23 protein-coding genes are annotated in these 23,635 nt (G+C 73.2%); 8 read left to right on the top strand and 15 right to left on the bottom strand.

The window, feature by feature from the left end; all coding sequences use genetic code 11:
* Positions 1-69: 69 nt before the first annotated feature.
* On the top strand, positions 70-1,179 hold the full coding sequence (locus tag RM704_RS08955; RefSeq protein WP_033528555.1) for an NAD(P)-dependent alcohol dehydrogenase: 1,110 nt from the start codon (positions 70-72) through the stop codon (positions 1,177-1,179).
* A gap of 152 nt (positions 1,180-1,331) precedes the next feature.
* Here the strand turns inward: RM704_RS08955 and RM704_RS08950 are convergent, their stop codons facing one another.
* Entirely contained in the window at positions 1,332-1,904 is a 573-nt protein-coding gene (locus RM704_RS08950; protein WP_311590448.1) for a TetR/AcrR family transcriptional regulator, read from the bottom strand.
* Entirely contained in the window at positions 1,901-2,263 is a 363-nt protein-coding gene (locus RM704_RS08945) for a DUF1304 domain-containing protein (protein WP_033528556.1), read from the bottom strand. The genes RM704_RS08950 and RM704_RS08945 overlap by 4 nt, the downstream gene beginning before the upstream one ends.
* A gap of 144 nt (positions 2,264-2,407) precedes the next feature.
* Between RM704_RS08945 and RM704_RS08940 the strand changes: the two genes are divergently transcribed.
* Both RM704_RS08940 and RM704_RS08935 read left to right on the top strand, forming a co-directional pair.
* A complete protein-coding gene (locus RM704_RS08940; protein ID WP_033528557.1) occupies positions 2,408-2,884 on the top strand; it encodes a GNAT family N-acetyltransferase in 477 nt (158 codons plus the stop codon).
* Positions 2,885-2,957: 73 nt separating this feature from the next.
* Positions 2,958-3,350, top strand: coding sequence for a VOC family protein (locus RM704_RS08935; RefSeq protein ID WP_033528558.1), 393 nt, complete (start codon positions 2,958-2,960; stop codon positions 3,348-3,350).
* 138 nt (positions 3,351-3,488) lie between these two features.
* Here RM704_RS08935 and RM704_RS08930 read toward each other — a convergent pair whose 3' ends face one another.
* Both RM704_RS08930 and RM704_RS08925 read right to left on the bottom strand, forming a co-directional pair.
* Complete coding sequence (locus RM704_RS08930) at positions 3,489-3,785, bottom strand: DUF4235 domain-containing protein (protein ID WP_033528559.1); 297 nt, start codon at positions 3,783-3,785, stop codon at positions 3,489-3,491.
* Between the two features lie 35 nt (positions 3,786-3,820).
* Positions 3,821-4,837, bottom strand: coding sequence for a glutathione S-transferase family protein (locus tag RM704_RS08925; protein ID WP_033528560.1), 1,017 nt, complete (start codon positions 4,835-4,837; stop codon positions 3,821-3,823).
* A 106-nt stretch (positions 4,838-4,943) separates the two neighbouring features.
* Here RM704_RS08925 and RM704_RS08920 point away from each other — a divergent pair, with 106 nt between their 5' ends.
* Positions 4,944-5,984 (top strand): cation diffusion facilitator family transporter, encoded by a 1,041-nt coding sequence (locus RM704_RS08920; protein WP_033528561.1) that lies wholly within the window; start codon positions 4,944-4,946, stop codon positions 5,982-5,984.
* 98 nt (positions 5,985-6,082) lie between these two features.
* Here the strand turns inward: RM704_RS08920 and RM704_RS08915 are convergent, their stop codons facing one another.
* From RM704_RS08915 to RM704_RS08905, 3 genes are all read right to left on the bottom strand, one after another.
* The gene (locus RM704_RS08915; protein WP_033528562.1) at positions 6,083-6,529 is read right to left on the bottom strand and encodes a nitroreductase family deazaflavin-dependent oxidoreductase; all 447 of its coding nucleotides are present in this window, start codon (positions 6,527-6,529) and stop codon (positions 6,083-6,085) included.
* Between the two features lie 151 nt (positions 6,530-6,680).
* Entirely contained in the window at positions 6,681-7,301 is a 621-nt protein-coding gene (locus RM704_RS08910; protein WP_033528827.1) for a LysE family transporter, read from the bottom strand.
* A 284-nt stretch (positions 7,302-7,585) separates the two neighbouring features.
* Positions 7,586-8,158, bottom strand: a complete 573-nt coding sequence (locus RM704_RS08905) for a MarR family winged helix-turn-helix transcriptional regulator (RefSeq protein WP_033528563.1) — start codon at positions 8,156-8,158, stop codon at positions 7,586-7,588.
* Between the two features lie 149 nt (positions 8,159-8,307).
* Between RM704_RS08905 and RM704_RS08900 the strand changes: the two genes are divergently transcribed.
* Entirely contained in the window at positions 8,308-9,249 is a 942-nt protein-coding gene (locus RM704_RS08900) for an LLM class flavin-dependent oxidoreductase (RefSeq protein ID WP_033528564.1), read from the top strand.
* A 75-nt stretch (positions 9,250-9,324) separates the two neighbouring features.
* Here the strand turns inward: RM704_RS08900 and RM704_RS08895 are convergent, their stop codons facing one another.
* Genes RM704_RS08895 through RM704_RS08880 form a run of 4 tightly spaced genes read right to left on the bottom strand, consistent with a single transcriptional unit; the run spans position 9,325 to position 14,811 of the window.
* Positions 9,325-11,022: an amidohydrolase gene (locus tag RM704_RS08895; RefSeq protein WP_033528565.1), complete on the bottom strand. Its 1,698-nt coding sequence runs from the start codon at positions 11,020-11,022 to the stop codon at positions 9,325-9,327.
* 58 nt (positions 11,023-11,080) lie between these two features.
* Entirely contained in the window at positions 11,081-12,073 is a 993-nt protein-coding gene (locus RM704_RS08890; protein WP_033528566.1) for an ABC transporter permease, read from the bottom strand.
* A complete protein-coding gene (locus RM704_RS08885; protein ID WP_033528828.1) occupies positions 12,070-13,755 on the bottom strand; it encodes a sugar ABC transporter ATP-binding protein in 1,686 nt (561 codons plus the stop codon). Before RM704_RS08885 ends, RM704_RS08890 begins: the two co-directional genes overlap by 4 nt.
* Positions 13,756-13,773: 18 nt before the next feature.
* On the bottom strand, positions 13,774-14,811 hold the full coding sequence (locus RM704_RS08880) for a sugar ABC transporter substrate-binding protein (protein WP_033528829.1): 1,038 nt from the start codon (positions 14,809-14,811) through the stop codon (positions 13,774-13,776).
* 253 nt (positions 14,812-15,064) lie between these two features.
* Here RM704_RS08880 and RM704_RS08875 point away from each other — a divergent pair, with 253 nt between their 5' ends.
* Together RM704_RS08875 and RM704_RS08870 are read left to right on the top strand one after the other, a co-directional pair.
* Positions 15,065-16,093, top strand: a complete 1,029-nt coding sequence (locus tag RM704_RS08875) for a helix-turn-helix transcriptional regulator (RefSeq protein ID WP_033528567.1) — start codon at positions 15,065-15,067, stop codon at positions 16,091-16,093.
* Between the two features lie 23 nt (positions 16,094-16,116).
* Positions 16,117-16,719, top strand: a complete 603-nt coding sequence (locus tag RM704_RS08870) for a flavoprotein (protein WP_033528568.1) — start codon at positions 16,117-16,119, stop codon at positions 16,717-16,719.
* Between the two features lie 92 nt (positions 16,720-16,811).
* On the opposite strand, the gene RM704_RS08865 is transcribed toward RM704_RS08870, so the two are convergent.
* Positions 16,812-17,249 carry a hypothetical protein gene (locus tag RM704_RS08865; protein ID WP_033528569.1) on the bottom strand — a complete coding sequence of 146 codons (438 nt, stop codon included), beginning with the start codon at positions 17,247-17,249 and terminating at the stop codon, positions 16,812-16,814.
* Between the two features lie 317 nt (positions 17,250-17,566).
* A complete protein-coding gene (locus tag RM704_RS08860) occupies positions 17,567-18,361 on the bottom strand; it encodes a phytanoyl-CoA dioxygenase family protein (RefSeq protein ID WP_033528570.1) in 795 nt (264 codons plus the stop codon).
* Positions 18,362-18,425: 64 nt separating this feature from the next.
* Here RM704_RS08860 and RM704_RS08855 point away from each other — a divergent pair, with 64 nt between their 5' ends.
* Positions 18,426-19,352, top strand: coding sequence for a helix-turn-helix domain-containing protein (locus tag RM704_RS08855; RefSeq protein WP_052146151.1), 927 nt, complete (start codon positions 18,426-18,428; stop codon positions 19,350-19,352).
* 117 nt (positions 19,353-19,469) lie between these two features.
* Here the strand turns inward: RM704_RS08855 and RM704_RS08850 are convergent, their stop codons facing one another.
* Both RM704_RS08850 and RM704_RS08845 read right to left on the bottom strand, forming a co-directional pair.
* Positions 19,470-20,729, bottom strand: coding sequence for an SLC13 family permease (locus RM704_RS08850; RefSeq protein ID WP_033528572.1), 1,260 nt, complete (start codon positions 20,727-20,729; stop codon positions 19,470-19,472).
* A 347-nt stretch (positions 20,730-21,076) separates the two neighbouring features.
* Complete coding sequence (locus RM704_RS08845; protein WP_311590437.1) at positions 21,077-23,491, bottom strand: SpoIIE family protein phosphatase; 2,415 nt, start codon at positions 23,489-23,491, stop codon at positions 21,077-21,079.
* Positions 23,492-23,635 lie beyond the last annotated feature (144 nt).

The following is a 23,635-nucleotide window of genomic DNA, read 5'->3' as shown; positions in this document are numbered from 1 at the left end:
CCCGGGATCACCCCGGTGAGCCGCGGGACGGATCCGGCGGCTCACCGACAGAACAAGGAGTTCATGAGCATGTCCACCACCACACGTGCCGCCGTGGTCGAGTCCGGGGGCGCGCCCTTCACCCTCTCCGAGGTCGTCCTCGACCAGCCGGCCCAGGGCGAGGTCCTGGTCCGTATGGTCGCGGCCGGACTGTGCCACACCGACCTGGGGGTCGCCGGCGGCGGTCTGCCCTTCCCGCTGCCCGGCGTGCTGGGCCACGAGGGCGCCGGTGTCGTCGAGGCCGTCGGCCCCGGGGTCACCTCCGTCGTGCCCGGCGACCACGTCGTGCTGTCCTTCACCTCCTGCGGCGACTGTGCGAACTGCCGTGACGGGCACCCGGCGTACTGCGCCACCTGGCTCCCGCTCAACCTGCTCGGCGGCCGACGCGCCGACGGCACCAGCACGATCAGCCGCGACGGCGAGGAGCTGGGCGGGCACTTCTTCGGTCAGTCCTCCTTCGCCGAACACGCCCTGGTCGACGAGCGCGGCCTCGTCAAGGTCGACCCGGACGTACCGCTGGACTCCATCGCCCCGCTCGGCTGCGGCGTCCAGACCGGTGTCGGCGCCGTCTGGAACGTGCTGGAGCCCCGCGCGGGCAGCACCCTCGTCGTCCTCGGCGCCGGAGCCGTCGGCCTCTCCGCAGTGATGGCGGCGGCCCTCACCCCCGCGACGACGGTCATCGCCGTGGACAAGGTCGGCGGGCGGCTGGACCTGGCCAAGGAACTGGGCGCCACCCACACGGTGAACGCGAGCGAGGTCGCCGACATCACCGAGGCGATCATGGAGATCACCGGCGGCCGGGGCGCCGACGGCGTCGTCGAGACCACCGGCAGCGTCTTCGTGCTCCGCAAGGGCGTCGACGCCCTCGCGGCGCGCGGCACCCTCGTCATCGTGGGCGCCCCGCCGTTCGGCACGGAGGTCTCCCTCGACGTCAACGGCATGCTCGGCGGCAAGCGCGTCGTCGGCCTCACCCTCGGCGACAACGAGATCCAGACCGCCATCCCGGTCCTCGTCCAGCTCGTCAAGGAGGGCAGGCTCCCGCTCGACCGGCTGATCAGCCGCTACAAGTTCGAGGACATCGGCCAGGCGGTCGCGGACATGAGCGGCGGCAGGAGCATCAAGCCGGTACTGACCTTCTGACCGCCGCCGACGCCTGAGAAGCCATCTCCCGCCGGGGCACGTCCTCCCTGCGTGACCTCGGCCCTGTGGGTGACCTGGACACCAGGTCACCCACAGGGCTGTTCGGGCGTCACGATCCCCTTCGGCGCCGGGGGCGGCGCACGTCCTTGCGCTCAGCGGCTGCGGTGCAGTGCGACCAGCAACTGCCACGCCTGGTCGGCGATCTCCCGCGGGGTGCCGTCGAGGAGGCCGTGCAGCCAGTCGGCGAGGACCCCCGCGAAGGTGGCCGCCACAGCGGAGGCCACCAGCGGGGCGTCCGCGGCCCCCGCGAGTTCGCGCTCGCGCAGGCTGTAGGCGCGCAGGTCCCGGTGCAGGACCCGGCCGAGCGGTCCGCCGCCGCCGGGCGGGAGCAGCGCGCGGTACAGGGCGGCGTGCGGTGCGAGACCGGCGAAGAACTCCGGCAGGGCGGCCGGTGCGCGCACCGGGTCGGGGCGCCCCCGCCAGGCGTGCAGCGCCTCCACGGCCTCCCGTACGACATCGGCGCAGGCGTCGACGGCCAGCGCCTCCAGGTCCGGGTAGTGCACGTAGAACGTGGCCCGGCCGACCCCCGCCCGGCGGACCAGCGCGGCCACGCTGACCTCGTGCAGCGGGTGCCGGGCGCACTCGTCGAGGAGGGCCTCCCGCAGCCTGGCCCGGGTGCGGGAGGCCCGGGGGTCCTCCGTGGCCCGGGGCTCCTCGGGGGTCATCCGGCGACGAGGACGGCGGCCAGGGCGAGCGCGCCGGGCAGTGCCTGGGCGACGAGGATGCGGCGGTTGGCGGTGGCGGCGCCGTACACGCCCGCGACGATCACACAGGACAGGAAGAAGATCTGTGCCCGGTGTCCGGTCGGGTCGTCGGCGATCAGGCCCCAGACCAGACCGGCGGCGAGGAAGCCGTTGTAGAGGCCCTGGTTGGCGGCGAGCGAGGCCGTCCGCCGCGCCATCTCGGCGTCCAGCCCGTGGAAGGACATCCCCGGCTTCTTCTGCCACAGGAACATCTCCATCACCAGGATGTACGCGTGCAGCAGGGCCACCAGCGCGACCAGCACGTTCGCCAGGATCTCCATGGTCAGCGGACTCCGTCGTTCACTCGATGCTCACCGAACTTCTTGGACAGGTGTCCACTATAGCGGGACGACTGTCCAGGAAGTCCACCGGGTGGGCGGACCGGCGTCGACGGACTGTCAGAGCCGGCCGCTAGGTTCCGGTCCATGAGTGAGCAAGAGGTGATCGTGCGGCGCGCCCGCGCCGAGGACGTACCGGGGATCGTCGTCTCCAGCTCCCTGCTGTTCGCCGAGGACGGCGGGGAGCGGGACCCGAGCCTTAACGTGGACTGGCCGCGCCTGCACGGCGCAGAGGCCTTCACGGCCGCCCTCCGGGACCCCGGCAGACTGCTGCTGGCCGCCGTGCACGACAGAGAGGTGGTGGGTCATCTGTCGGCGTCGCTGTCCGCCCCCACCGCCATGCGGCCCGTCGGGTCGGCGACCCTCATGGCGCTGTACGTACGGCCCGAACACCGGCGGGCCCGGCTCGGGGCCCGGCTGGTCGACACCTTCCTGGCGTGGGCGCGGGAACGGGGCGCGGCGCACGCGGAGGTGACCGCCTCGGCGGCCAACGCGGACGGCATCCGGTTCTACGAGCGGGAGGCGTTCCGTCCTCAGGCGCTCACACTGCGGCTGAACCTGTAGCCGGCGGGTACCCGGGGAGCGTATGGGCGGCGGCGGACCCTCCCCCGCGCCCGGGATCCCGTACGGAGGAGACATGGCACTGGTACAGGCGGGCCTCGTGGTGCTGGACTGCGCCGAGCCGGAGAAGCTCGCGGTGTTCTACAAGGAGCTGCTCGAAGCCCGGGAGACGGACGCGACCGCCAACCGAGTCGAGATCGAGGGCGCCTGCGGTGCCCGGATGGCGTTCCGCCGGGACGTCAACGCCACCCCGCCCAGCTGGCCCCGCCCCGAGAACTCCCTCCAGGCCCATCTGGACTTCTACGTCGAGGACCTGGACGAGGCCGAACGGCTGATCGTGTCCCTCGGCGGACGTCCCGTCGACACCAAGGAGGCGAGCGGGCCCTTCGAGGAGCGCGGCTACTCCGACCCGGCCGGCCACTCCTTCACCCTGCGCCGCGAACACCCCACGGCCCCCAAGCAGGGCTAGGCCCTGCCTCACATTTCCGCCTGCCCTGCGACGCAGGGCCGCCTTCCGGGCGACGACGGGAATGTGGCGACAGGGCCCGGCGAGCCCGAGAAAGCGGTCGGGCGGCCCACGCGGGGCCGCCCGACCAGCCCCCGAACGTCAGTCCCGGCCTCCCTTCTCGGGGGCCGGCCACACCCCGGTGGACCGCTCGATGGCCTTGGCGCCCGTGCGGTCCACCGCGCTGCGCACGACGGCGAAGATCGCGCCCTGGACGGCCGCGGCCAGCAGGATCTCGCCCCAGCCGCGGTCCTGGTCCAGCGCGTCGGGCGCGTCGTCCTCGTGCCGGATCAGCTTCCAGGTCTTGCGGAACGCGGCCGAGGCCACCGCACCGCTGACCCAGCCCAGCGCGAAGCCGATCGGCTTGTAGGCGACGGGCAGCTTCTTCTTCTTGGACATCTGCTCCTCCTCCTTGGCGTCGTGATGTCGTCCCCTCAGGGACGACCCTGCGGGGCCACGGCCTCGGCGGCCGGCACCGGCCCCGGCGGCGTGCCGTCACCGAACGGACTGCCGCCCAGATCAGCACGCCCGTGGGGGGCGAGCCAGCCCGCCAGATCGGGCCCGAGTGGCACCACGGCGGTCGGGTTGATGCCCGTGTGCACCTGGTAGTAGTGCCGCTTGATGTGGTCGAAGTCGACGGTGTCGCCGAATCCGGGGGTCTGGAAGAGATCACGGGCGTACGCCCACAGCACCGGGTCCTCCGTCAGCTTCCAGCGGTTGCACTTGAAGTGACCGTGGTAGACGGCGTCGAAACGCACCAGCGTGGTGAAGAGCCGGATGTCCGCCTCCGTGATCGTCCCACCGACGAGATAACGCTGCCGCGCCAGCCGCTCCGACAGCGTCTCCAGCCGCCGGAACACCCCGGCGCAGGCCTCCTCGTACTCCTCCTGCCCGGTGGCGAAGCCCGCCCGGTAGACGCCGTTGTTGACGTCCTCGTAGACCTCGGCCATCACCGTGTCGATCTCGTCGCGCAGGGCCCGCGGATACAGGTCGGGCGCGCCCTCGCGGTGCAGGTCGCGCCACTCGGTGGCGAGATCGAGGGTGATGCGCTGGTAGTCGTTGGTGACCAGTCGACCGCTCGGCACGTCCACGACGGCGGGGACGCTGACCCCGCCCGGGTAGTCGCTCTCCCGCGCGTCGTACGCCTCCTTCAGGAAGCGGATGCCGAGCACCGGGTCGCGGCCGTCCGGGTCCAGCGTGAACCGCCAGCTCCGGTCGTCCTGGATCGGGTCGGCGACGGCCATCGACAGGGCGTCCTCCAGACCCAGCAGCCGTCGCGAGATCACCGCCCGGCTCGCCCAGGGGCAGGCCCGGCTGACCACCAGCCGGTAGCGGCCCGGCTCCACCGGCCAGCCGTCGTGGCCGTCGGCGGTGATCCGGTCCGCGAAGTGGCTCCTGGACCTCTTGAAGGTCTTCCGCCCGTACGCCTCGTTGCCCTCACCGACACTCATGCCGTCCGTCCTCCCTGCCCGTCCGGATACGTCTGCCCTGATGAGGGTTCCCCGATTTCCGCGACCCCCACGGTGTGAGCGAGACCGGTCGGGGCAAGCGGCGAAGGTGACCCGGACACCAACAGACACCGAGACGGCGGACGAGCGGGGCGGGGCGGTTCTGGAAGGGCCGGGAACCCCGAAACAGGGCGGGACACGGGCCGACCGCAGGACCCGGATCACGGTCCTCGTCGCCCTGGGCGCCAATCTCCTGATCGCCGTGGCCAAGACCGTCGGCGGGCTCCTCGCCGGCTCGCCCGCCCTCCTGTCGGAGGCCGCCCACTCGGTCGCCGACAGCCTCAACGAGGTCTTCCTTCTCGCCGCGCTGCGCCGCAGCCGACGCCCCGCCGACGCCCGGCACCCCTTCGGCTACGGCAAGGAGCGCTTCTTCTGGTCCCTGCTGGCCGCCGTCGGCATCTTCGTGATGGGCGGCTGCTTCTCCTTCTACCAGGCCGTCCACGCCCTGACGGCCGGGAGCGCGGAGTCCTACGGCGGCTACGTGGCCGGTATCGCCGTCCTCGTCGTGGCCCTCCTCTCCGAGGGCGCCTCACTGCTGCGCGCCCTGCATCAGGTGCGGCGGCAGGGCGGCGTCGACGGGCTGAGGGACCCGGCGCTGCGTACGGTCGTCGCCGAGGACGGCACGGCGGTCCTCGGGGTGACCCTCGCGATCGGCGGGATGGCCCTGCACATGGTGACCGGTCAGGTGATCTGGGAGGCGTCCGCCTCCTTCGCGATCGGGGCCCTGCTCGTGTACGTCGCCTACTGGCTCGGCCGGGACGCCCGCGAACAGCTCATCGGGGTCGCCGCCGACCCCGAACCCAGCCGGAAGATCCGCTCCCTGCTGGAGGCACAGCCCGAGATCGACACCGTCGAGGCCCTGCTCACCATGCAACTCGGCCTGGACTCGACCCTGGTGGCCGCGCGCGTGGACCTCGTGCCCGGCCTCGACAGCGAGGAGGTCGAGCTGGTCGCCGTCCGCATCAAGCGCTCCATCGCCCACGTCGTCCCCGAGGCCGACCAGATCTTCCTCGACGTGACGGAGAAGACGGGGCCGGGGGAGCGGGCAGCGGAAAGCCCCGCCGCGACGGGGGAACGCGGCGGGGCCTGAGACTCAGGTGCCCGGCGAGCCGGGGATCATGCGCGACGAAACGAAGATTCTTTCTTCGGCTTCCCCGCGCCGCGTTCCCCGGCCCGGCCGGGGAACGGTCACCCGTCCACCGGCTCCAGCACGAAGACGGGGATCTCCCGGTCCGTCTTCTTCTGGTAGTCCTCGTACGGCTGATACGCGGCGACCGCCCGGTCCCACCACGCGGCCTTCTCGTCCCCGGTGACCTCACGCGCGGTCATGTCCTGCCGGACGGGCCCGTCCTGGAGCTCCACCAGCGGGTCGGACTTGATGTTGTGGTACCAGACCGGGTGCTTGGGCGCGCCGCCCAGCGAGGCCACGACCGCGTACCGGCCCTCGTGCTCCACCCGCATCACCGGGGTCTTGCGTATCTTCCCGCTCTTCGCGCCGCGCGTCGTGAGCACGACGACCGGCAGACCGGTGTCCAGCAGCGTCGTCCCCTGCGTGCCGCCCGAGCTCTCGTACAACTCGACCTGCTCGCGCACCCACTGGGCGGGGCTGGGCACGTACTCGCCCTCAAGAGGCATGACAACCGTCCCTTTGCTGTCGCGTACAGACTCTTCCCGTATTCAACACCGGCCCCCTCGCGGAATCATCCTCATCGGGCCACGCCGGCGCGGCACTTGTGGCGACGCGGCATCGGCCGCACCGGCGGAACTCGGCGAGCGGATGCACCCGCTACGGCATCTGAACCGCCAGCCCCGCGATCACGGCACTCGACACGAGGCCGGTGACCAGCCGTCCCCGGTGCCCGGTCAGCGCACGGCCCAGCAGGGCGCCACCGCCGGCGAGCAGCAGTTGCCAGCTCGCCGAGGCGAGGAACGCGGCGAGGACGAACACCGCCTGTTCCAGGGGGCTCACGGCGTCGGTGGCGCGGCTGCCGAGCACGAGCGCGGCGAAGTAGACCACCGTGGTGGGGTTCAGCAGGGTGATCCCCAGGAGGGCGACGTAGGCACGCGCCGGGCCGACGGGGTCCCGCTGCGCGCGGGTGGGCAGGCGCCGGGCGCGGTACTGGCGCACGGCCCCGACCGCGCCGCGTGCCGCCAGCGCGAGGAGCACCAGGGCGGAGGACCAGCGCAGGGGAGTCAGTACCGGCTGCAGGGCGTTCGCGAGGGCCGTACCGCCGAGGGCGGCGAGCAGGGCGTACAGGCCGTCGGCCGTCGCGACGCCGAGCGCGGCGCACGCTCCGGTCCGCAGGGACGTACGGGCGGTGAGGGAGACGAGGTAGGTCGCGACGGCTCCGACGGGGATGGCGATGCCATAACCGGCGAGGAGCCCCGCGACGAGGGCGGCCGTCATGACCGGGGCGGTGTCGGCTCCCACGGTCGGCCCGACTGCTGCTGCCCCCGCACCGGCGAGGCGGTGGCGAGGGACGGCGTCGGGGAGGCGTGAGGGATGCGCATGGGCAGATCGTCGGGCCCGGCGCTCCGCCCCCGCAAGCGAATTAGGAGCATGACCGGCGGCGCGCGCGGCGGGTCAGCCGTCGGCCCTTGACCGTGGATTCGACGTCCACCTATCTTGTTTGAATCCAAACGATAAGGAAGGTCCAGGGTGGACGGAGAGGTGCGTCGGGCGTGGAACCGTCACGCCTTCGGGCGGCGGCCACTGCGCCGGGGCGCGGGCTCGGCGCCGTTCAGCAGGGTGCGGCGGCGCTCCTCGCCGTGTTCCTCGACCTGGAGCACGACACTGCGCAGTCCCTCCGCGAGGCTTCGGCACTCCGCGTCGCTGAGCTGCCCGGTGACGAAGGCCTCCTCCTCGTTGAACGCCGGGAACACCCGCCGCATCAGCTCCTCGCCCTCCTCGGTGAGGGCCAGCAGCACCAACCGGCCGTCCGTCGGGTGGTCAGCCCGCCGCACCAGGCCGCGCGACTCCAGCGTCCGGGCCACACCCGTGAGCGTGCCCTTGGAGATGCCCGCCTCCTCGGCCACGTGCCGGGTCTCGGACTCACCCCACACCCACACGACCCACAGCACCACGAAGGCCGTCCAGGTCAGATCGGAACCGCGCAGCACGGAGTTCTCCAGGTGCTGCCGCACCGCCGAGGCGGCCCGGTAGATGTTCGCCACCGCCGCCATCTGGTCCCGGCGGATCGGGAAGTCCCCGAGCTTCGCCGCGGCGAGCTTCTCGGCTTCGGTGATGGATCGCTGGCCGGGCAAGGGTGCTCCTTCGGTGTCACGGCCGAACGGGAGGGCCCAGTGCGGCCACCCCCGGTCCGGGTCCGTCGTTCGCGCGGACGTTCGGTAGTTCGGTCGTACGGTCGTTCGGTCATTCGGGATCAAATTGTACGGAGGAGAGGGAATCCACCATGAGCACCACCCCCCGCATGCTGCTGGTCCTCAGCGAGAACTGGACCCTCACCGGCGGCCGGGCCGACCTGCCCGCCGCCGTACGGTGGGCCCGCCAGGCCGAGGACGCCGGCTTCGACTCCGTCATGGTCAGCGAACACATCGTGCTCGGCCCCGACGCCGCCGCCGACGGCGTCATGGGCAATCCTCGCGACTACGCCCTCCCCGGCAATCAGGACCCGTACACCCCCTGGCCCCACTCCCTTCTCCTGCTCGCCTCCATCGCCTCCGTCACCGAACGGCTGCGCCTGGCCGCCGCGGCCGTCCTCGCCCCGCTGCGCCACCCCCTGCTGATGGCCAGGGAACTCGGCACCCTCGACCTGCTCAGCGAAGGACGGCTGCTGGTGCAGCCCACGGTCAGCTGGAGCAGGGACGAGTACGACGCGCTCGGAGTGCCCTTCGGCAGACGGGGCCGGTTGCTCGACGAGCACCTGGAGGTCTGGGCCAAGGCCTGGGGGCCGTCACCGATCTCCCACGACAGCGAGCACTACCCCTTCCGGGACGTCTACTTCGAGCCCAAGGCGTACCGCCCCGAGGGGCCGAGGCTGTGGTTCGGCGGGCAGCGCCTGCACGGCCCCGTCCTTCGCCGGCTGGTCCGCCACGGCCACGGCTTCCACCCCCTCGGGCGTCCGACCCCGGCCGACCTCAAGGCCCTCGACGAGGCCATGACCGCCGCCGGACGGAACACCGCCGAACTGGAGATGATCGGCGGCACCCAGGCGGTCTTCCCCGACGACCGCTCCCCGGCGGACCTCGGGGCGGCCCTCGCCTCGATTCCCGAGCAGCTGGAGCAGGGCTTCACGACCTTCTGCGTCAAGCCCAACCAGTTCATCGACGACCCCGAGGGGGTCGGCGCCTTCTGCGAGGAGGTCATCCGGCGGGTGACGGCACTGACCGGCTGACCCGCCGCACGACCGACGGCACGACACGACGCGGCCGGCGCCTGGGTCCAGGCGCCGGCCGCGTCGCGTGCCCGCTCAGCGCTCGAAGACGACCCCGCCGTCGAACACCGTCATGTCGACCCCGACGCCGGTGATCTCGTGGGGGTCGAGACCCAGCAACGGCCGGTCCAGTACGCACAGGTCGGCCACCTTGCCCACCTCCACGGACCCCTTCCACTCCTCGGCGAAGTCCTGCCGCGCCGGGTTGATCGTGTACGCCCGCAGCGCCTCGGCGAGTTCCACCCGCTGTTCGGGGCCGCTGACCCGGCCGCTGGCCTTCGACTCGCGCAGCAGCATCCCGGCGACGCCCTGCCGCCAGTCGGGCTCGGTGATCGGCGCGTCCGAACTGGCGCACACCGCCACGCCCGCGTCGAAGGCCGAGCGCGCGGGCCACTGGTACGCCGACCGCTCGGTGCCCACGACCTCCGCCATCAGATCGGAGATCGTCCACTTGATGGCGGGGTTCATGTTGACGCCGTAGCCGTGCGCGGCCAGCCGGGCGAGGCTGTCCGCACCGATGAAGTCGCCGTGGATGACGTAGTGCCGCGCGTCGGCACGCGGCACCGCCTCCTGCGCCGCCGTGAACGCGTCCACCACGAGATCGATGGCCCGGTCGCCGGTGACGTGGACCCCCAGCTGGTAACCGGCCTCGTGCGCGATCCGGATCATGCCGAACAACTCGTCGACCTGCAGGTCGGGCGTGTGCCCGTGCACGCAGAGGGAGCCGTGTCCGCCGCCTGCGTAGGGCTCGTTCATCCAGGCCGTACGGTTCGGCGGCACGCCGTCGGCGAAGATCTTCACGCCGATGGCGTTCAGTCGCCGGGGGTCCGCGGACTCCGGGCGGTGGAGCTCGGCGAGACCCTTGCGGACGTCGTCGGCGGAGCCGCCCATGGGCGCGGGCAGCAGGAGGACGCTGACCCGGGCGTGCAGGGAGCCGACCGCCGCCAGGTCCGCGTACGCCGTCCAGTTGTCCGTGCTCAGCCCGCCGAACAGGGTCTCGGCGCCGCCGGGGCCGAGACCCGGCTCGGTGTAACTGGTGATGCCGCGCGAATGGAGCTCGGCGACGACGTTGCGGATGGCCTGGCGCCGCTGGGCGACCGTGGGGGAGGGCAGGGCGGCCTGGAGGAGGACGCCGGCCGCCTCGCGCAGGATGCCGGTGGGCCGGCCGTCGGGGTCGCGGTCGACGACCCCGCCGTCGGGTGCCACGGTGTCGGCGTCGATCCCGCAGCGGCGCAGCGCCTCGCTGTTCGCCCACACCATGTGCTGGGAGAAGTCGGTCAGACAGACGGGGTGGCCGGGCGCCACCGCGTCCAGGTCGGCGCGGTGCGGGAGCCGCCCCGGCTCGGCGAGGCACTCGGCGAGATAGCCCGGGTCCCAGCCCAGGCCGACGATCCAGTCGCCGGGCGCGGCGGCCCGCGCCGCCGCGCCCACCACCCCCGCGATGTCGGCGATCGACCCCACCGCCGGGTGGCCGACGTCCAGGGCGAACGGGGGCCTGGACAGCCCGTACGCGGCGCCGTGCAGATGCGAGTCGTTGATGCCCGGCAGCACGGTACGCCCGGCCAGCTCCACGATCCGTGTCGTCGGCCCGGCCAGGGCGCGCATCTCGGCGTCCGTACCGACCGCGACGATCTCGCGGCCGCGCACGGCCACACCCTCGGCGACCGAGAAACCGGCGTCGACGGTGATGACCTGACCGCCGGTCAGGACCAGGGTGGGGGAAGTGTCGCTCACGAGGACCTCTCTGGGGTGTCTGCGTGCGGGGGAGTACGGGAAGGCCCCGGAGTGCCGGTCACCGGGCCGCGCGCGGGCCGAAGAAGGCGAGCGCCGCGCCCGCCACCAGCGCCACGCCCTGCGCCATCTGCTGCCAGAACGTCGGCACGCTCAGCAGTGTCAGCCCGTTCTGCAGGCAACCCAGGAACAGCACGCCGAGCAGCACCCCGAGAACCGAACCGGAGCCGCCGCTCAGGGCGACCCCGCCCAGCAGCACGGCCGTGAGCACCGTCAGCTCGAAACCCGCGCCCGAGGTGCCCGCGACCACGCTGTCCAGCACGGACGCCTTGATCGCCCCGGCCAGCGCGGCGGCCGTACCGGTGACCACGAACAGCGCGAACGGCGTACGGCGGACATCGATGCCGGAGAGATACGCGGCCTCCCGGTTGACCCCGATCGCGAACACATGGCGTCCGGTGGGCGTGTACGCCAGGAACAGCGCCCCGGCGACCAGGACGACGGCGGCGATGACCACGGGGGCCGCGATCCCGGCGATCCGTGCCCCGCCCAGCCATGCGAAGCCCTCGCCGAAGCCGCTCAGCGGCAGCGGGAAGAGCTGCTGGGCCAGGCCGCGCACCGCCGCCAGCATGCCCAGCGTCACGATGAACGGCGACAGCCCCAGATAGCAGCAGAGCACTCCGTTCACGGCGCCGACCGCCGCGCCGACGGCCAGCGCCCCGAGGACGGCGACCACGGGCGACTGGGCCTGCTCCCCGGCGAGCCAGCCCGCCGTCAGGGCGCCCAGCGCCAGCGTCGAGCCCACCGACAGATCCAGGTAGCCACTGATGATCAGCAGGGCCAGGGGCACGGCGACGATCGCGAGGGCCGCCGCGTCGGTGGCGATCCCGCGCAGGTTCCCGGCGTCGAGGAAGCTGCCGGTGGACAGCTGGAACCCCAGCACCAGCAGGGTGAGGACGACGATCAGCGGATGGCGTCGCACCGTCGAGAGCCCGTGCGCGGCCAGTGCGCGCGGGCCGGGGACGACGCGCTCGGCGGCGGTCACGGCGGTCATGCTGCTCCTTCGTGGGAGGGGGCGGGCGTGGGCGGCTCGGTGGCGGCGCCGTCCGGGGGGTGGTGCGGCTGTCGGGGCGGGGGCCCCGTGTCGTGGACCGCCGCGAGCAGGGACGCCTCGGTGAGGTCCGGGCCGGAGAGTTCGGCGACGATCCGGCCCCGGTCGACGACCAGACAGCGGTGGGCGAGGCCGGCCGCCTCCTCCGGGTCGCTGGAGGCGAACAGCACGGCCGTGCCGTGCTGTTCGGCGAGTGCGGACACGACGTCGTAGATCTCCTGACGGGCGCCGACGTCGACACCCTGGGTCGGCTCGTCGAGCAGCAGGACGTCGACGGTCCTGGCCTCGTTGATCCAGCGGCCCAGCAGCAGCTTCTGCTGGTTGCCGCCGGAGAACGAGGCGGCCGGTGGCCCCGGCCGCGCGGGCCGCAGCCCCACCGCCTCGGCGAGCGAATCGAACACCCGCCGCTCCGCGCCGAGGGCCCGTACCCCGTGCCGGGCGAGCGTGCGCACGCTCGGCAGCAGCACGTTGTCCTGAGCGCTCAGCCCCGGGAACAGGCCCTGCGTCCGCCGGTCCGCCGGCACCAGCGCGATCCCGGCGGCGAGGGCGTCGGCGGGGCGGGCGGGGGAGACGGCGCGCCCACCGACGTGGACGCTGCCGCCCTCGGCCCGCCGCCTGCCGAACAACGTCTCCAGCACCCGCGTACGCCCGGACCCGATCAGCCCGTACAGCCCCACGACCTCGCCCTCACCGACGACGAGGTCGACGGGCCCGAAGCCGGGGCCGCGCAGTCCGCGCAGGGTGAGACGGGCGGGCACGGGGGAGCGGGGGGCGGCGGGGGTCGAACCGCCACCGGGTGCGGAGGTTCCGCGTGGCCCCGTCCCGGTGGGTGTCGACGGCGCCGGTTCGCCGGCTCCCGTGATGGCCCGCACCAGGTCGTGGCGGCCGTGGACGCCGGTCGCCGTATGGGTGACGCGGCCGTCGCGCAGGACGGTCACCGCGTCCGCGAGGCGTTCGACCTCGGCCAGGAGGTGCGTGACGTAGACGATGGCGAGGCCCTGGGCGCGCAGGTCCTCCACCCGGGTGGCGAGGGCGTCGCTCTCGGCGCCGGAGAGGGCGGCGGTGGGCTCGTCGAGGACCAGAACCGAGGCGCTGCGGCTGAGGGCCTTGGCGATCTCGACCAACTGTTTCTGGCCCATGGGCAGTTCACCCACCCGGTCGCGCGGCGAGCAGCTCGCGGCGACGCGGTCGAGGAGTTCGGCGGCCACCTTCTCCTGGGCCCGGCGGTCGACCCGCCCGTACCGGGTCCACTCCTGGCCGAGGAAGATGTTCTCGGCCACGGTCAGGGAGTCCACGACGCTGAGCGTCTGGAAGATGATCGCCACCCCCGCCGCGATCGACTCGCGCGGACTGAGCCGGGCGTACCGGATCCCGCCCACCTCGATCGTCCCGGCGTCCGGCGGGAACGCCCCGCCCAGGCACTTGATCAGCGTGGACTTGCCGGCGCCGTTGTGCCCGAGCAGGGCGTGCACCTGGCCGGCGGGCACGGTGAGGTCCACCCCGTCCAGGGCCCGCACCCCGCCGAAGGACTTGCCGAGGGAGGAGATCCGCAGGTTCGGCGGGTTCGCCGCCCCGGGGTCCCTGTGGCCCCCGGCCGGCGCGGTCGCCCCTCGCGCGTCGCTCATGTCGGCCATCGCGCGGCCCTACCCGTTCTGGGCGAGCAGCGCGTCGATCTCCGCCGAGTCGCCGCGCCCGAGCAGCTTGACCGGCACATCGATGCTCGGGTCCGCCTTCCCGGCGGCGACCGCGAGCGGCACGTCGACGATGGCGTTGGCGATGTCCAGCGGGGCCAGGGCGGAGGAGGCCCGGTAGAACGTGCCCTGCTTGATGGCGAGGAGTGAGGGGGCCGAGCCGTCCTGGCCGCCGACGAACGTCTTCCTGTCGTCCTTCTTCCGCCCGGCCTGCTGCAAGGCCTTGAACCCGCCGTACGCCGCCGCGTCCGTGATGCCGAGGATGATGTTCAGGTCGGGGTGCTTGGCGAGGAGCGCGTTGGACTTCGACAGCCCCGTGTCGGGGTCGATGGCCTGCTCCTGCGCCACCACGTCGACACCGGGCGCGAGCTTGGTGAAGGCGTCGATCATGCCCTTGGTGCGCTCACGGCCGAGCTCGATCGTGTTGTCGACCAGGAACGCGATCTTCCCCTTCCCGCCCAGCTCCTCATTGGCCCACTTCGCGGCCGACTCGCCGAGCAGTGTGCCGCTCTCACGGAAGCTGAACCGGATGTCGGCGCTCTGGCTCTCCAGTGTCCCGCCGTACGTCACCCAGATCAGGCCCGCGTCGAGGGCGGCCCTGGCGATCGACTCGGTGGCTTCGAAGACCATCGGGAACGACACGATCGCCTGCGTCTTCTGCGTGACCCAGGTGTTGAGGTTGCTCGCCTGGGTGTCGGGGTTGCTCGCGTCGCTCGTCGTCAGCAGCTTGACGTCGTGCTTCTTCGCGGCCGCCGTGGAGAGCTTCACGAGGGTGCTGTAGAGCGGGATCTGGGTGAAGGGGTAGTCGAGGCCGATCTGGGTGAGCTTCGTCGCCGAGGGGGACGCGTCCGCCGCCTTCTCCGCCCCGGAGCTGCTCTCCGGGGCGCTGCAGCCCGCGGTGGCCAGCCCGGTCGCGGTGAGCGCGCCGGCCGACCACGTGAGGAACTGTCTGCGTGAGGCCGGGGGGACGGAAGGGTGGCGTGTGGTCATGGCGGGGATCTCCAAGGGGGACGGGGCCCGTCAGCGGCGGGCGTCCTGCTGTGCCGAACAGGAAAGACCCCGACGCCCCGCCCCACCATCCGTACAAATACCGAGTCCGCGGGCCGCGGTTATTTCACGGATCGGTCACCTTCTTGTCCACCGCACCCCCTCCGCATATCGTTAGGACCCAAAAGACCTGTACCGGTCCCGGGGGCGGCCCCCGGGACCGGTACAGGTCTCGGGGCCGCCCCGGGAGGCTCGCATGCTCACCCACCACCAGCTCGCGGCCGCCACCCGCATCGGCATGCTCACCCGCGAACGCGACACCGCCGCCGCCTGCGCCGAGGCTCTGCGCGAACTCGGCCGCGCTCTGCCCCTGGACGCCGCCACCCTCCTGGAGATCGACCCGATCACCGGCGCCCACGTCCAGGTCGCGGGCGTCGGCTACGACGCCGACGTCTCCGAGGCACTGGCCGCCGAGTTCGTCTCGACCCCCTGGTACACCAACGTCCTGCGCAGCGAGATCCCGCCCTCCATCTGCGAGGACGTCGAGGACCCGGGCGAGCGTTACCGCGACGGCTGGTTCTACGCCGAGCGGATGCGCCCGGCGGGCGTCCGCGACGCGGTCACGGGCGCCCTGCGCCACCACGGGCGGCTCGTCGGTCTGGTCACCCTCTCCACCGCCACCCCCGACGCCTACGACACCGAGACCCGCCACCTGCTGGCGTCCCTGCTGCCCGCCCTGGCCGTCCTCGCCGACCCCACCGCGCACGCGGGCGCCCTCCTCGACCTCCCGGCGGACGGCGGGGCCGGCCTCGTCGTCGACGACGACATCCTCGAACTCCCGGGCCGGGACCCCGCCGTGGTGCTCCGGGACACCGAGTTCCGTCGCCTCCTCGGCGCCTTCGCCGACTCGCACGGCACCCGGTTGCGCCTGCTGTGGCCCGTGGGCCCCGACTGGTACCGCGTCACCCTGCGCCACCACACCCTCGGCACGGCCGTGGTACGCCGCGCGGTCCTCGTCCACGAGACGCCCGCCCCCCTGCCGTACGGACTCAGTCCGCGGGAACTGGAGGTGCTCACCAGGGCTGCCACCGGTCGGACGAACCAGGCCATCGCCGAGGCGCTGTTCCTCTCCCCGCGCACGGTGCACACCCATGTCGAGCATCTGCTGCGCAAGACCGGCGCCGCCTCCCGCGCCGAGGCCACCGCCCTCGCCGTACGGGACGGGCTGCTCCGGCCGACCGCCGCGGACGTCGAACGCTTCGTCGAGAGAGCGCCCGGCGGGTGACCCGGGTTCAGTAGGGTCGACGGGTGACTGCGACTGCGAACACGGCCGGAGGCCGGCCAGGACGAGGCGGGCCCGGACAGGGCGGGCGACCCTTCCTCTACGTCGTCGTCTGCGCGGCCGGCATCGCCGCCGAGGTCAGCAAGCTGATCACCGCCGCCCAGGAGCGCGACTGGGAGGTCGGGGTCATCGCGACCCCCGTCGCCATGGGTGGTTTCTTCGACGCGCCCGCGGTCGAGGCGCAGACCGGCCGCCCGATCCGTTCGGCCTGGCGGCGACCGGGCGACGCCCGCCCCTTCCCGCCGCCGGACGCCGTGGTGGTCGCGCCCGCCACCTTCAACACCGTCAACAAGTGGGCCGCGGGCATGGCCGACACCCTCGCGGTCGGCACCCTGTGCGAGGCGTGCGGCCTGGGCGTCCCGATCGCCGTGCTGCCCTGTGTCGCCGACGCCCTCGCCGCCCACCCGGCCTACCGCGCGAGCCTGGAGCGGCTGCGCGGCATGGGCGTCAGGTTCGGCGACCCGTACGCCGACGGGGCCGAGGAGGACGGCGAGCGCGGGGAGTTCCACTGGGAACGCGCGCTGGACCTGCTGGAGGCGGCCGACGAGGGAGGGGCGCTCACACGCTGAGCTCCGTCGCCGTCCCCATCGGCGACCGGCGGGACGCGTCCCTCACCTCGGCGGGGGCCCCGACCAAGGTCCGCCCGGCCGCCGCGCGGGCTTCACCAGGCGAGCGGTTCGGCGTGCCGGTAGAGCGCCCACATGTCGTCGGTGGCGCCGATCGCCGCGCGGATCCGGAGGCCCTGGGCGTGCAGGTCGTCCGCGAGGGCCAGTTCGCCGAGGTTGGTCTCGTGCGTCACCGAGCAGTACAGGGCGGTGTCCAGCTTCAGCATGGCGCCGGTGTCACGGGCGACGTCGGCGGCCCGGCGCATGACCGCGCGCTGGGTCTCCTCCTCCCGGAGCATCGTCGTCAGGGTGACGGTGGGCAGATACGCGCGGCGCACGTCCTGGTCCGAGGTCCGGGGGTCCCGCAGCATCTCGTGGGCCCGCCGCATGTGCGGCACGGCCCGCTCGTAGCCGTCGGTGACGAGGACGGCGAAGGCGCGCAGCACGAGGTCGACGCCGGTCGCGGGCGCCGTTCGCGGCAGCAGGTCGTCCACGGCCCGCGCGACGTCGGCGAACGTCGTGGCCCGGACGAGGTGTTCGGCGGTGAGCGCGCCCTGGACCGCCCGCAGCAGCGCCTCCCGGAGCCAACTCCGGAGCCCCGTCGGCGAGGGCCCGCGCGGCCCGCAGACACAGCGCGGGCGCCGCCGCGACCGCGCCCAGGGTCGAGCGGTGAAGCAGACTCCCGCCGTCTACCCCCCTGTTCCGCGGGTACCGCAAGCCCGGCACCGAGAACCGGGCGGGCACGGCCTCCGAGGCGGTCCGGCGGGGGCTCCTCGAACTGGGCTGAGGCGGCGGCGCGGCGGGGCCCGCCTCAGTGGGCGCCCATCGCCTCGAACTCCGTCCCGCACGGGCCCGCTCCCTCGCTCTCCGCGAGGGCCACGGGGGCGCCGCTCATCGTCAGCGTCTCGTAGTAGCGGCCGATGCGTTCGGCGGAGCGGCCCACGTAGTGTCCGATGAAGGACCGGCGGAAGCGGTCCGTGGTGCGGTTGGGCTGGGAGCCGTGGACCAGGCTGCCGTTGAAGAAGAGGACGTCACCCGGGGCCATGTCGACGGGCACGGGAGTCAGGCCGGGCGGCGGCGCCACGTACTCCCGGGCGAAGGACACCTCCGAGTCCGCCACCTCCGGGCAGAAAAGATCCATCCGGTGCGTCCCCGGCACGACCTCCAGGCCGCCGTTGTCCCGGTCGATCACATCGCAGGCGATCCACGCGGCCACACAGGTCCCCGGCTCGACCCGCAGATAGAAGTTGTCCTGGTGCAGCGCCTGCCCCCGGGCCCCGGGAGGCTTGAAGTAGAACATGCTCTGCGCAGCCAGGACCTCCTCCCCGAGCAGCCCTTCGAGGATCTCCCGCAGCCGGGTGTCGAGGAGGACCCGCAACGACAGGTCGTCGACGCGGTGCGGGTGCATCACCCGGGGGTGGGTGTCCAGCGGGTCGGCCGGCCCGTCCGCCGCGGGCCGCCGGGGCTGGAAGTGCCCCGGGATCGGGCCGCCCTTCCGCAGCTCCGTGAACCGGTCGCACAGCTCCTCGATCTCGGCGGGCGAGAACAGTCCCCGCACCACCAGATAGCCGCTCTCCTCGAACTCCGCCCTGCCCGTGACTGTCATCCGCGCGTCCCTTCCCACCGTCGTCCCACGTGCTCCACGCTAGGGCCGAGCGCCTTTCGGAAGGATGCCTGTGCGTGCTGACGACCTGCCTGGAACTGCTGCGCCCGCCCATCCGTCGCCGCCGCCGGGTCAGGTGATCATCGGACGCTTCGACCAGCGACCGCCCTACGCCGTGCACCGGCCGCGCGGCGCGGACAGCTGGCTGTTCACCTGGACCACGGGCGGCGCGGGACTGCTGCGGCAGGGCTCGACGCGCACGGAGGCGGCCCCGGGGGACCTCGTGGTCCTCGGCCCGGGGGTGCCGCAGCACTACACCGTCCGGCCGGCCGCCGGGCACTGGGCGTTCTGGTGGGTGCACTGCCAGCCCCGGGCGTCCTGGACGGCCTGGCTGCGCCCGTACGAGACCGGCGACCGGCTGTACGCCGTCCCGTCGGCCCCCGACGGCATCCGCGCACGCGTCGACGCGGCCTTCCGCCGGATGCTCGCCGACGCCCGCTGGTCCGGCGAGGGCCCACCGCCCGCACCCGAGTCCACCGGGCCGGGGGCCGAGCACACCGAGGTCGCCGTGGCCCACGGCACGGCGGCCCGCGAACTCGCCCTGTGTTCCCTGGAGGAGGCGGTGCTGCTCACCGCCGCCCGCTCCGAGCCGCGCCCCTGCGGAGTGGACCCGAGGATCCGCAGGGCGGAGGACCTGATCGCCGCCGACCCCGGAGCCCCGCACACCGTCCGCTCCCTCGCCGAGCGCGTGGCCCTCTCCCCGTCCCGGTTCGCGCACCTCTTCACCGACCAGCTGGGGCACTCCCCGATGCGCGCGCTGCGCCACGCCCGCCTGCGCCACGCCGCCCGTCTCCTGGAGGCCACCGAACTGCCCGTGGAGCGCGTGGCCACCGCCTCCGGGTTCGGCAGCCCGTTCCACTTCAGCCGGGTGTTCCGGCAGCGCTACGGGGTGCCGCCGGGGGAGTACCGGCAGGGGCTGCGGGACGGCGGCTGAGGGAACGCCTCGACAGCGTGCCGATCACCTTCGACGTCCACCTCGACGTCCACCTCTACGTCCAGCCGGAGGGCGGGGAGACCTCGCGCGTGGATCGAGCGCGCCCACAGGGAGGGCTCAGCCCCCGAAGGCGAGCAGCGACAGCCACAGCGCCACCACCGAGGAGAGCAGCGCCGCCGGGACGGTGAGCAGGCCGAGGCGGGTGAACTCGCCCAGGTCCACGTCGTGCTCGTGCTGGTGGACGATGCGCCGCCACAGCAGGGTCGCCAGGGAACCGGCGTAGGTGAGGTTCGGGCCGATGTTGACGCCGAGGAGCACGGCGAGGACGGCGCCCGTGCCGAGCGGGGCGGCGAGGGGGATCAGCACCAGGACCGCCGGCAGGTTGTTGATGACGTTGGACAGGAGGGCGGCGAGGGCGGCCACACCGAGCAGGGCGAGCAGGCCGGTGCCGGACGGCATCACGCGGCCGAGGGCGTCGGCGAGGCCGTTGTCGACCACCGCGCGCACCACGATGCCCAGCGCCAGCACGAACGCGAGGAAAGGCAGCGAGACGGACCGCAGCAGCGCGACCGGCCCGGTGGTGCGGCGTACCAGCGCGCGGACCGACAGCACCACGGCCCCGGCCAGCGCCGCCCACACGGGCTCGATCCCGAGCACGGACGTCAGCACGAACCCGGCCAGCGTGCACACGACCGTGACCAGCGCGAACATCGGGAGTTCGGGCGCCTCGACCGGCTTCTCCGGCGGGGGAGCCACGGCGTCCAGGTCGGCCGCGAAGAACCGGCGGAAGATCACGTACTCGGCGGCCACGGCCACCGCCCACGGCGCCGCCATCAGCAGCGCGAACCGGGTGAAGGTCAACCCGCTCGCCGTGAACGCCAGCAGGTTGGTGAGGTTGGAGACGGGCAGCAGCAGCGACGCCGTGTTCGACAGATGCGCGGTGGCGTACACGTGCGGCTTGGGGCGGGCCCCGAGCCGGGCCACGGTGGCGAACACCACGGGGGTGAGCAGGACGACCGTGGCGTCCAGGCTGAGCACCGCCGTGATGCCGGAGGCCAGCAGGAACGTCGAGCCCAGCAGGTGCCGGGGCCGGCCCGCCGAGGCGCGGGCCATCCATGCCCCGCACGCCTGGAAGAGGCCTTCGTCGTCGCAGAGCTTGGCCAGCACGAGCACGGCGGCCAGGAAGCCGAGCACCGGGCCCAGGAGTTCGGCCTCGGCGCGGGCGTGGTCGAGGGAGACGGCACCCACGGCGACGGTGACGCCGGCGGCCGGGACCGCGACCACCGCCTCCGGCAGTCCGAACGGGCGAGCGACCGCACAGCCGAGGACGACGACGAGCAGGACGACGGACAGGACCTCGGCGAGGGCGGTGTTCAAGGCAGGGCTTTCGGGGTGTTCTTGGCGGGGGAGGTCAGGGCGCGCGACGGCGCGAAGACCGGTGCACCCTACAGCTGCCCCTCGACGCCCGGCGAACACGCGTGCGGCGAGGGCTCTTCTGATGGATCTCCGCGGCGTCGCGACGCCCGGCACGCCCTCTCGCCGCACCGCGCGAAAGCCCACGTACGTCCAGTACGCGGGCTTCCGCGCGGCACGCCGAGAGCACGCTCCCCCAGTCTCGGCTTCGCTCGACCGGGAGGGGCCCCCACGACGCCGCTCCTTCTCCCACGGAGATCCGTCAGAAGCGCCCTGGCGGTGAGAGCCGGCTCACGGCGACGACGTCGTGCTCACTCCTCCGACAACGCCAGCTCCGCCCAGATCGTCTTGCCGTCCTCGGTGTGCCGGCTGCCCCAGCGCTGGGTCAGCTGGGCCACGAGCAGCAGACCGCGTCCGCCCTCGTCGAAGGTCTTGGCCCGGCGCAGATGCGGGGCGGTGCCGCTGCCGTCCGACACCTCGCAGATCAGGGTGGTGTCGTCGTGGATCAGACGCAGCTGGATGGGCGGGGCACCGTGCCGGATGGCGTTGGTGACCAGTTCGCTCACGACCAGTTCCGCCGTGAACGCCGACTCGCTGATCCCCCACAGCGCCATCTGCGTCAGCACGTACTGGCGGGTCCGGGCGACGAACGCGGGGTCGGCGGGTATCGACCAGGTCGCCACCCGCTCCGCCGGGAGCCCACGGGTGCGGGCCAGCAGCAGCGCCACGTCGTCGGGGGCGCCGTTCGCGGGGAGCAGGGACTGGACGACGTCCCGGCAGATGTCGTCGAGCGAGCCCTTGCGGCCGGACAGCGCCTCCGCCAGCAGCTCCTGGCCGGCGTCGATGTCCCGGTCCCGGGTCTCGATCAGGCCGTCGGTGTAGAGGGCGATGACCGTGCCCTCGGGCAGTTCGAGCTCGGCGGACTCGAAGGGCAGTCCGCCGAGGCCCAGCGGCTGTCCCGACGGCACTTCCACCTCCATGGGCCGCCCGTCGGGGTCGAGCACCACCGGCGGCGGATGCCCGGCACGGGCGAAGGTGCAGCGCCGGGTCACCGGGTCGTAGACGGCGTACAGGCACGTGGCGCCCACCTCGCCGGTCACCCCCTCGCCGCCGGCCTCGGCGGACAGGCGTACGACGAGGTCGTCGAGGTGGGTGAGCAGCTCGTCGGGGGCGAGGTCGACGTCGGCGAGCGTGCGTACGGCGGTCCGCAGGCGGCCCATGGTGGCGGAGGCCTGCACGCCGTGGCCGACGACGTCGCCGACGACCATGGCGACCCGCATCCCGGAGAGCGGGATGACGTCGAACCAGTCGCCGCCGACCCCGGCCTGGGCCGCCGGGAGATAGCGGGAGGCGGCCTCCAGGGCGGGCATGCGGGGCAGGGTCTGGGGCAGGAGGCTGCGCTGGAGGGCGAGGGCGGTCTCCCGTTCGCGGGAGTACCGACGGGCGTTGTCGATGCAGACGGCGGCGCGGGCCGTGACCTCCTCGGCGAGGAGCTCGTCGTCGGCGGTGTACGGGTCGAGCCGCTTGAAGCGGGTCAGGACGGCCACACCGAGGGTGGTGCCCCGGGCCCGGATCGGGACCGACATCGTGGTGTGGACACCCAGCTCCTTGACCCGCCGGCCGCGTATCGGATCCCAGGCGAGCCATTCGGCGAGCGTGTTGGCGGGGTCCGCCGCCACGACCGTGTGCCCGACCGACAGCGACGCCGCCTGCGGGGAGGACGCCGGGTAGACATCGGTCCGGCCCACCTCGACCACCGCCTCGGGGCAGCCGGGGGTCACCGACTGGTGGGCGGCGCGGCGCAGGGTGAAGGGCGCGGAGAGGGGGCCCTCGTGCGGTTCGTCGCCGTGGTCGAGGGACTGCATGAGGTCGACGCTGACGAAGTCGGCGAGGACCGGGACGCACACGTCGGCCAGCTCCTGGGCGGTGCGCCGCACGTCGAGGGTGGTGCCGATGCGGATGCTCGCCTCGTTCACCAGCTGCAGCCGCTGCCGCGCCAGGTACTGCTCGGTGATGTCGTGCCCGGTGACACAGACCCCGATCGGCACCCCGGTCTCGTCCAGGAGCGGGGCGATCGCCGCCGACCAGGCATGGGCGCGGTTCTCGTCGGCGGCCCGCAGGAAGGTCTGCACGTCCTTGCGGCGGCCCAGGGCCAGCACCTCGCGCAGCTGCTCCTCCAGCTTCTCGCCCTGGCGGCCGCCGATGATCTCGGAGATGTGCAGGCCCCGGAGGTTCTCCTCGGGCATTCCCACGGCGTCCGCCATCACGTCGTTGATGCCGCGCAGCCTGAGGCGGTCGTCGAAGACGGCCATGGCGCACGGCGACTGGACCATGACGGCCGCCGTGAGCGGATCGTCCCGCACCAGCGGGCCGGGATCGTCCAGTGGACAGAGAACCAGCCAGCTGCCGCCGCCGTCGGCGTTCTTCAGGCCCCGGTGGTGGGCGAGCAGCCACGCGGTCACCGTACGGCCGTCGCGGTGACGCAGCGCGAGTGTCCCGTTCCAGCTGCGGCTGCCCGGCGGGGGCGGCAGGAAGGAGCCCCCCGGGGCCAGCAACTCCTCGGCGGGGCGGCCCACCACCTCCGTCGCGTGCCAGCCCAGCAGACGTCTGGCGCCCTCGTTCCACTCGACGATCGTGCCGTCGCCGTCCATGGCCGCCCGCGCCGTGGCGGCACCGTCCAGGGCATACGCAGGGGTGTCACCGTGCGTAACCTTGCGGCTCCTCATCGTAGCGAGTTCCATTCCGCCGGACCGAACGGGCTTACGGGCGAATTCCAGCCTATGCGCTCCGCCGGAAAAGCGGATGGGAAACCGTACCTCCGAGCGATTCGCTGAACTGGTGTTCGCCAAGTGGGGTGAGGGGCCCTTGAC

The sequence above is a fragment of the Streptomyces gottesmaniae genome (assembly GCF_031845845.1).
Lineage (GTDB): Bacteria > Actinomycetota > Actinomycetes > Streptomycetales > Streptomycetaceae > Streptomyces > Streptomyces akebiae.
This window is presented reverse-complemented; position numbering and strand designations above follow the sequence as displayed.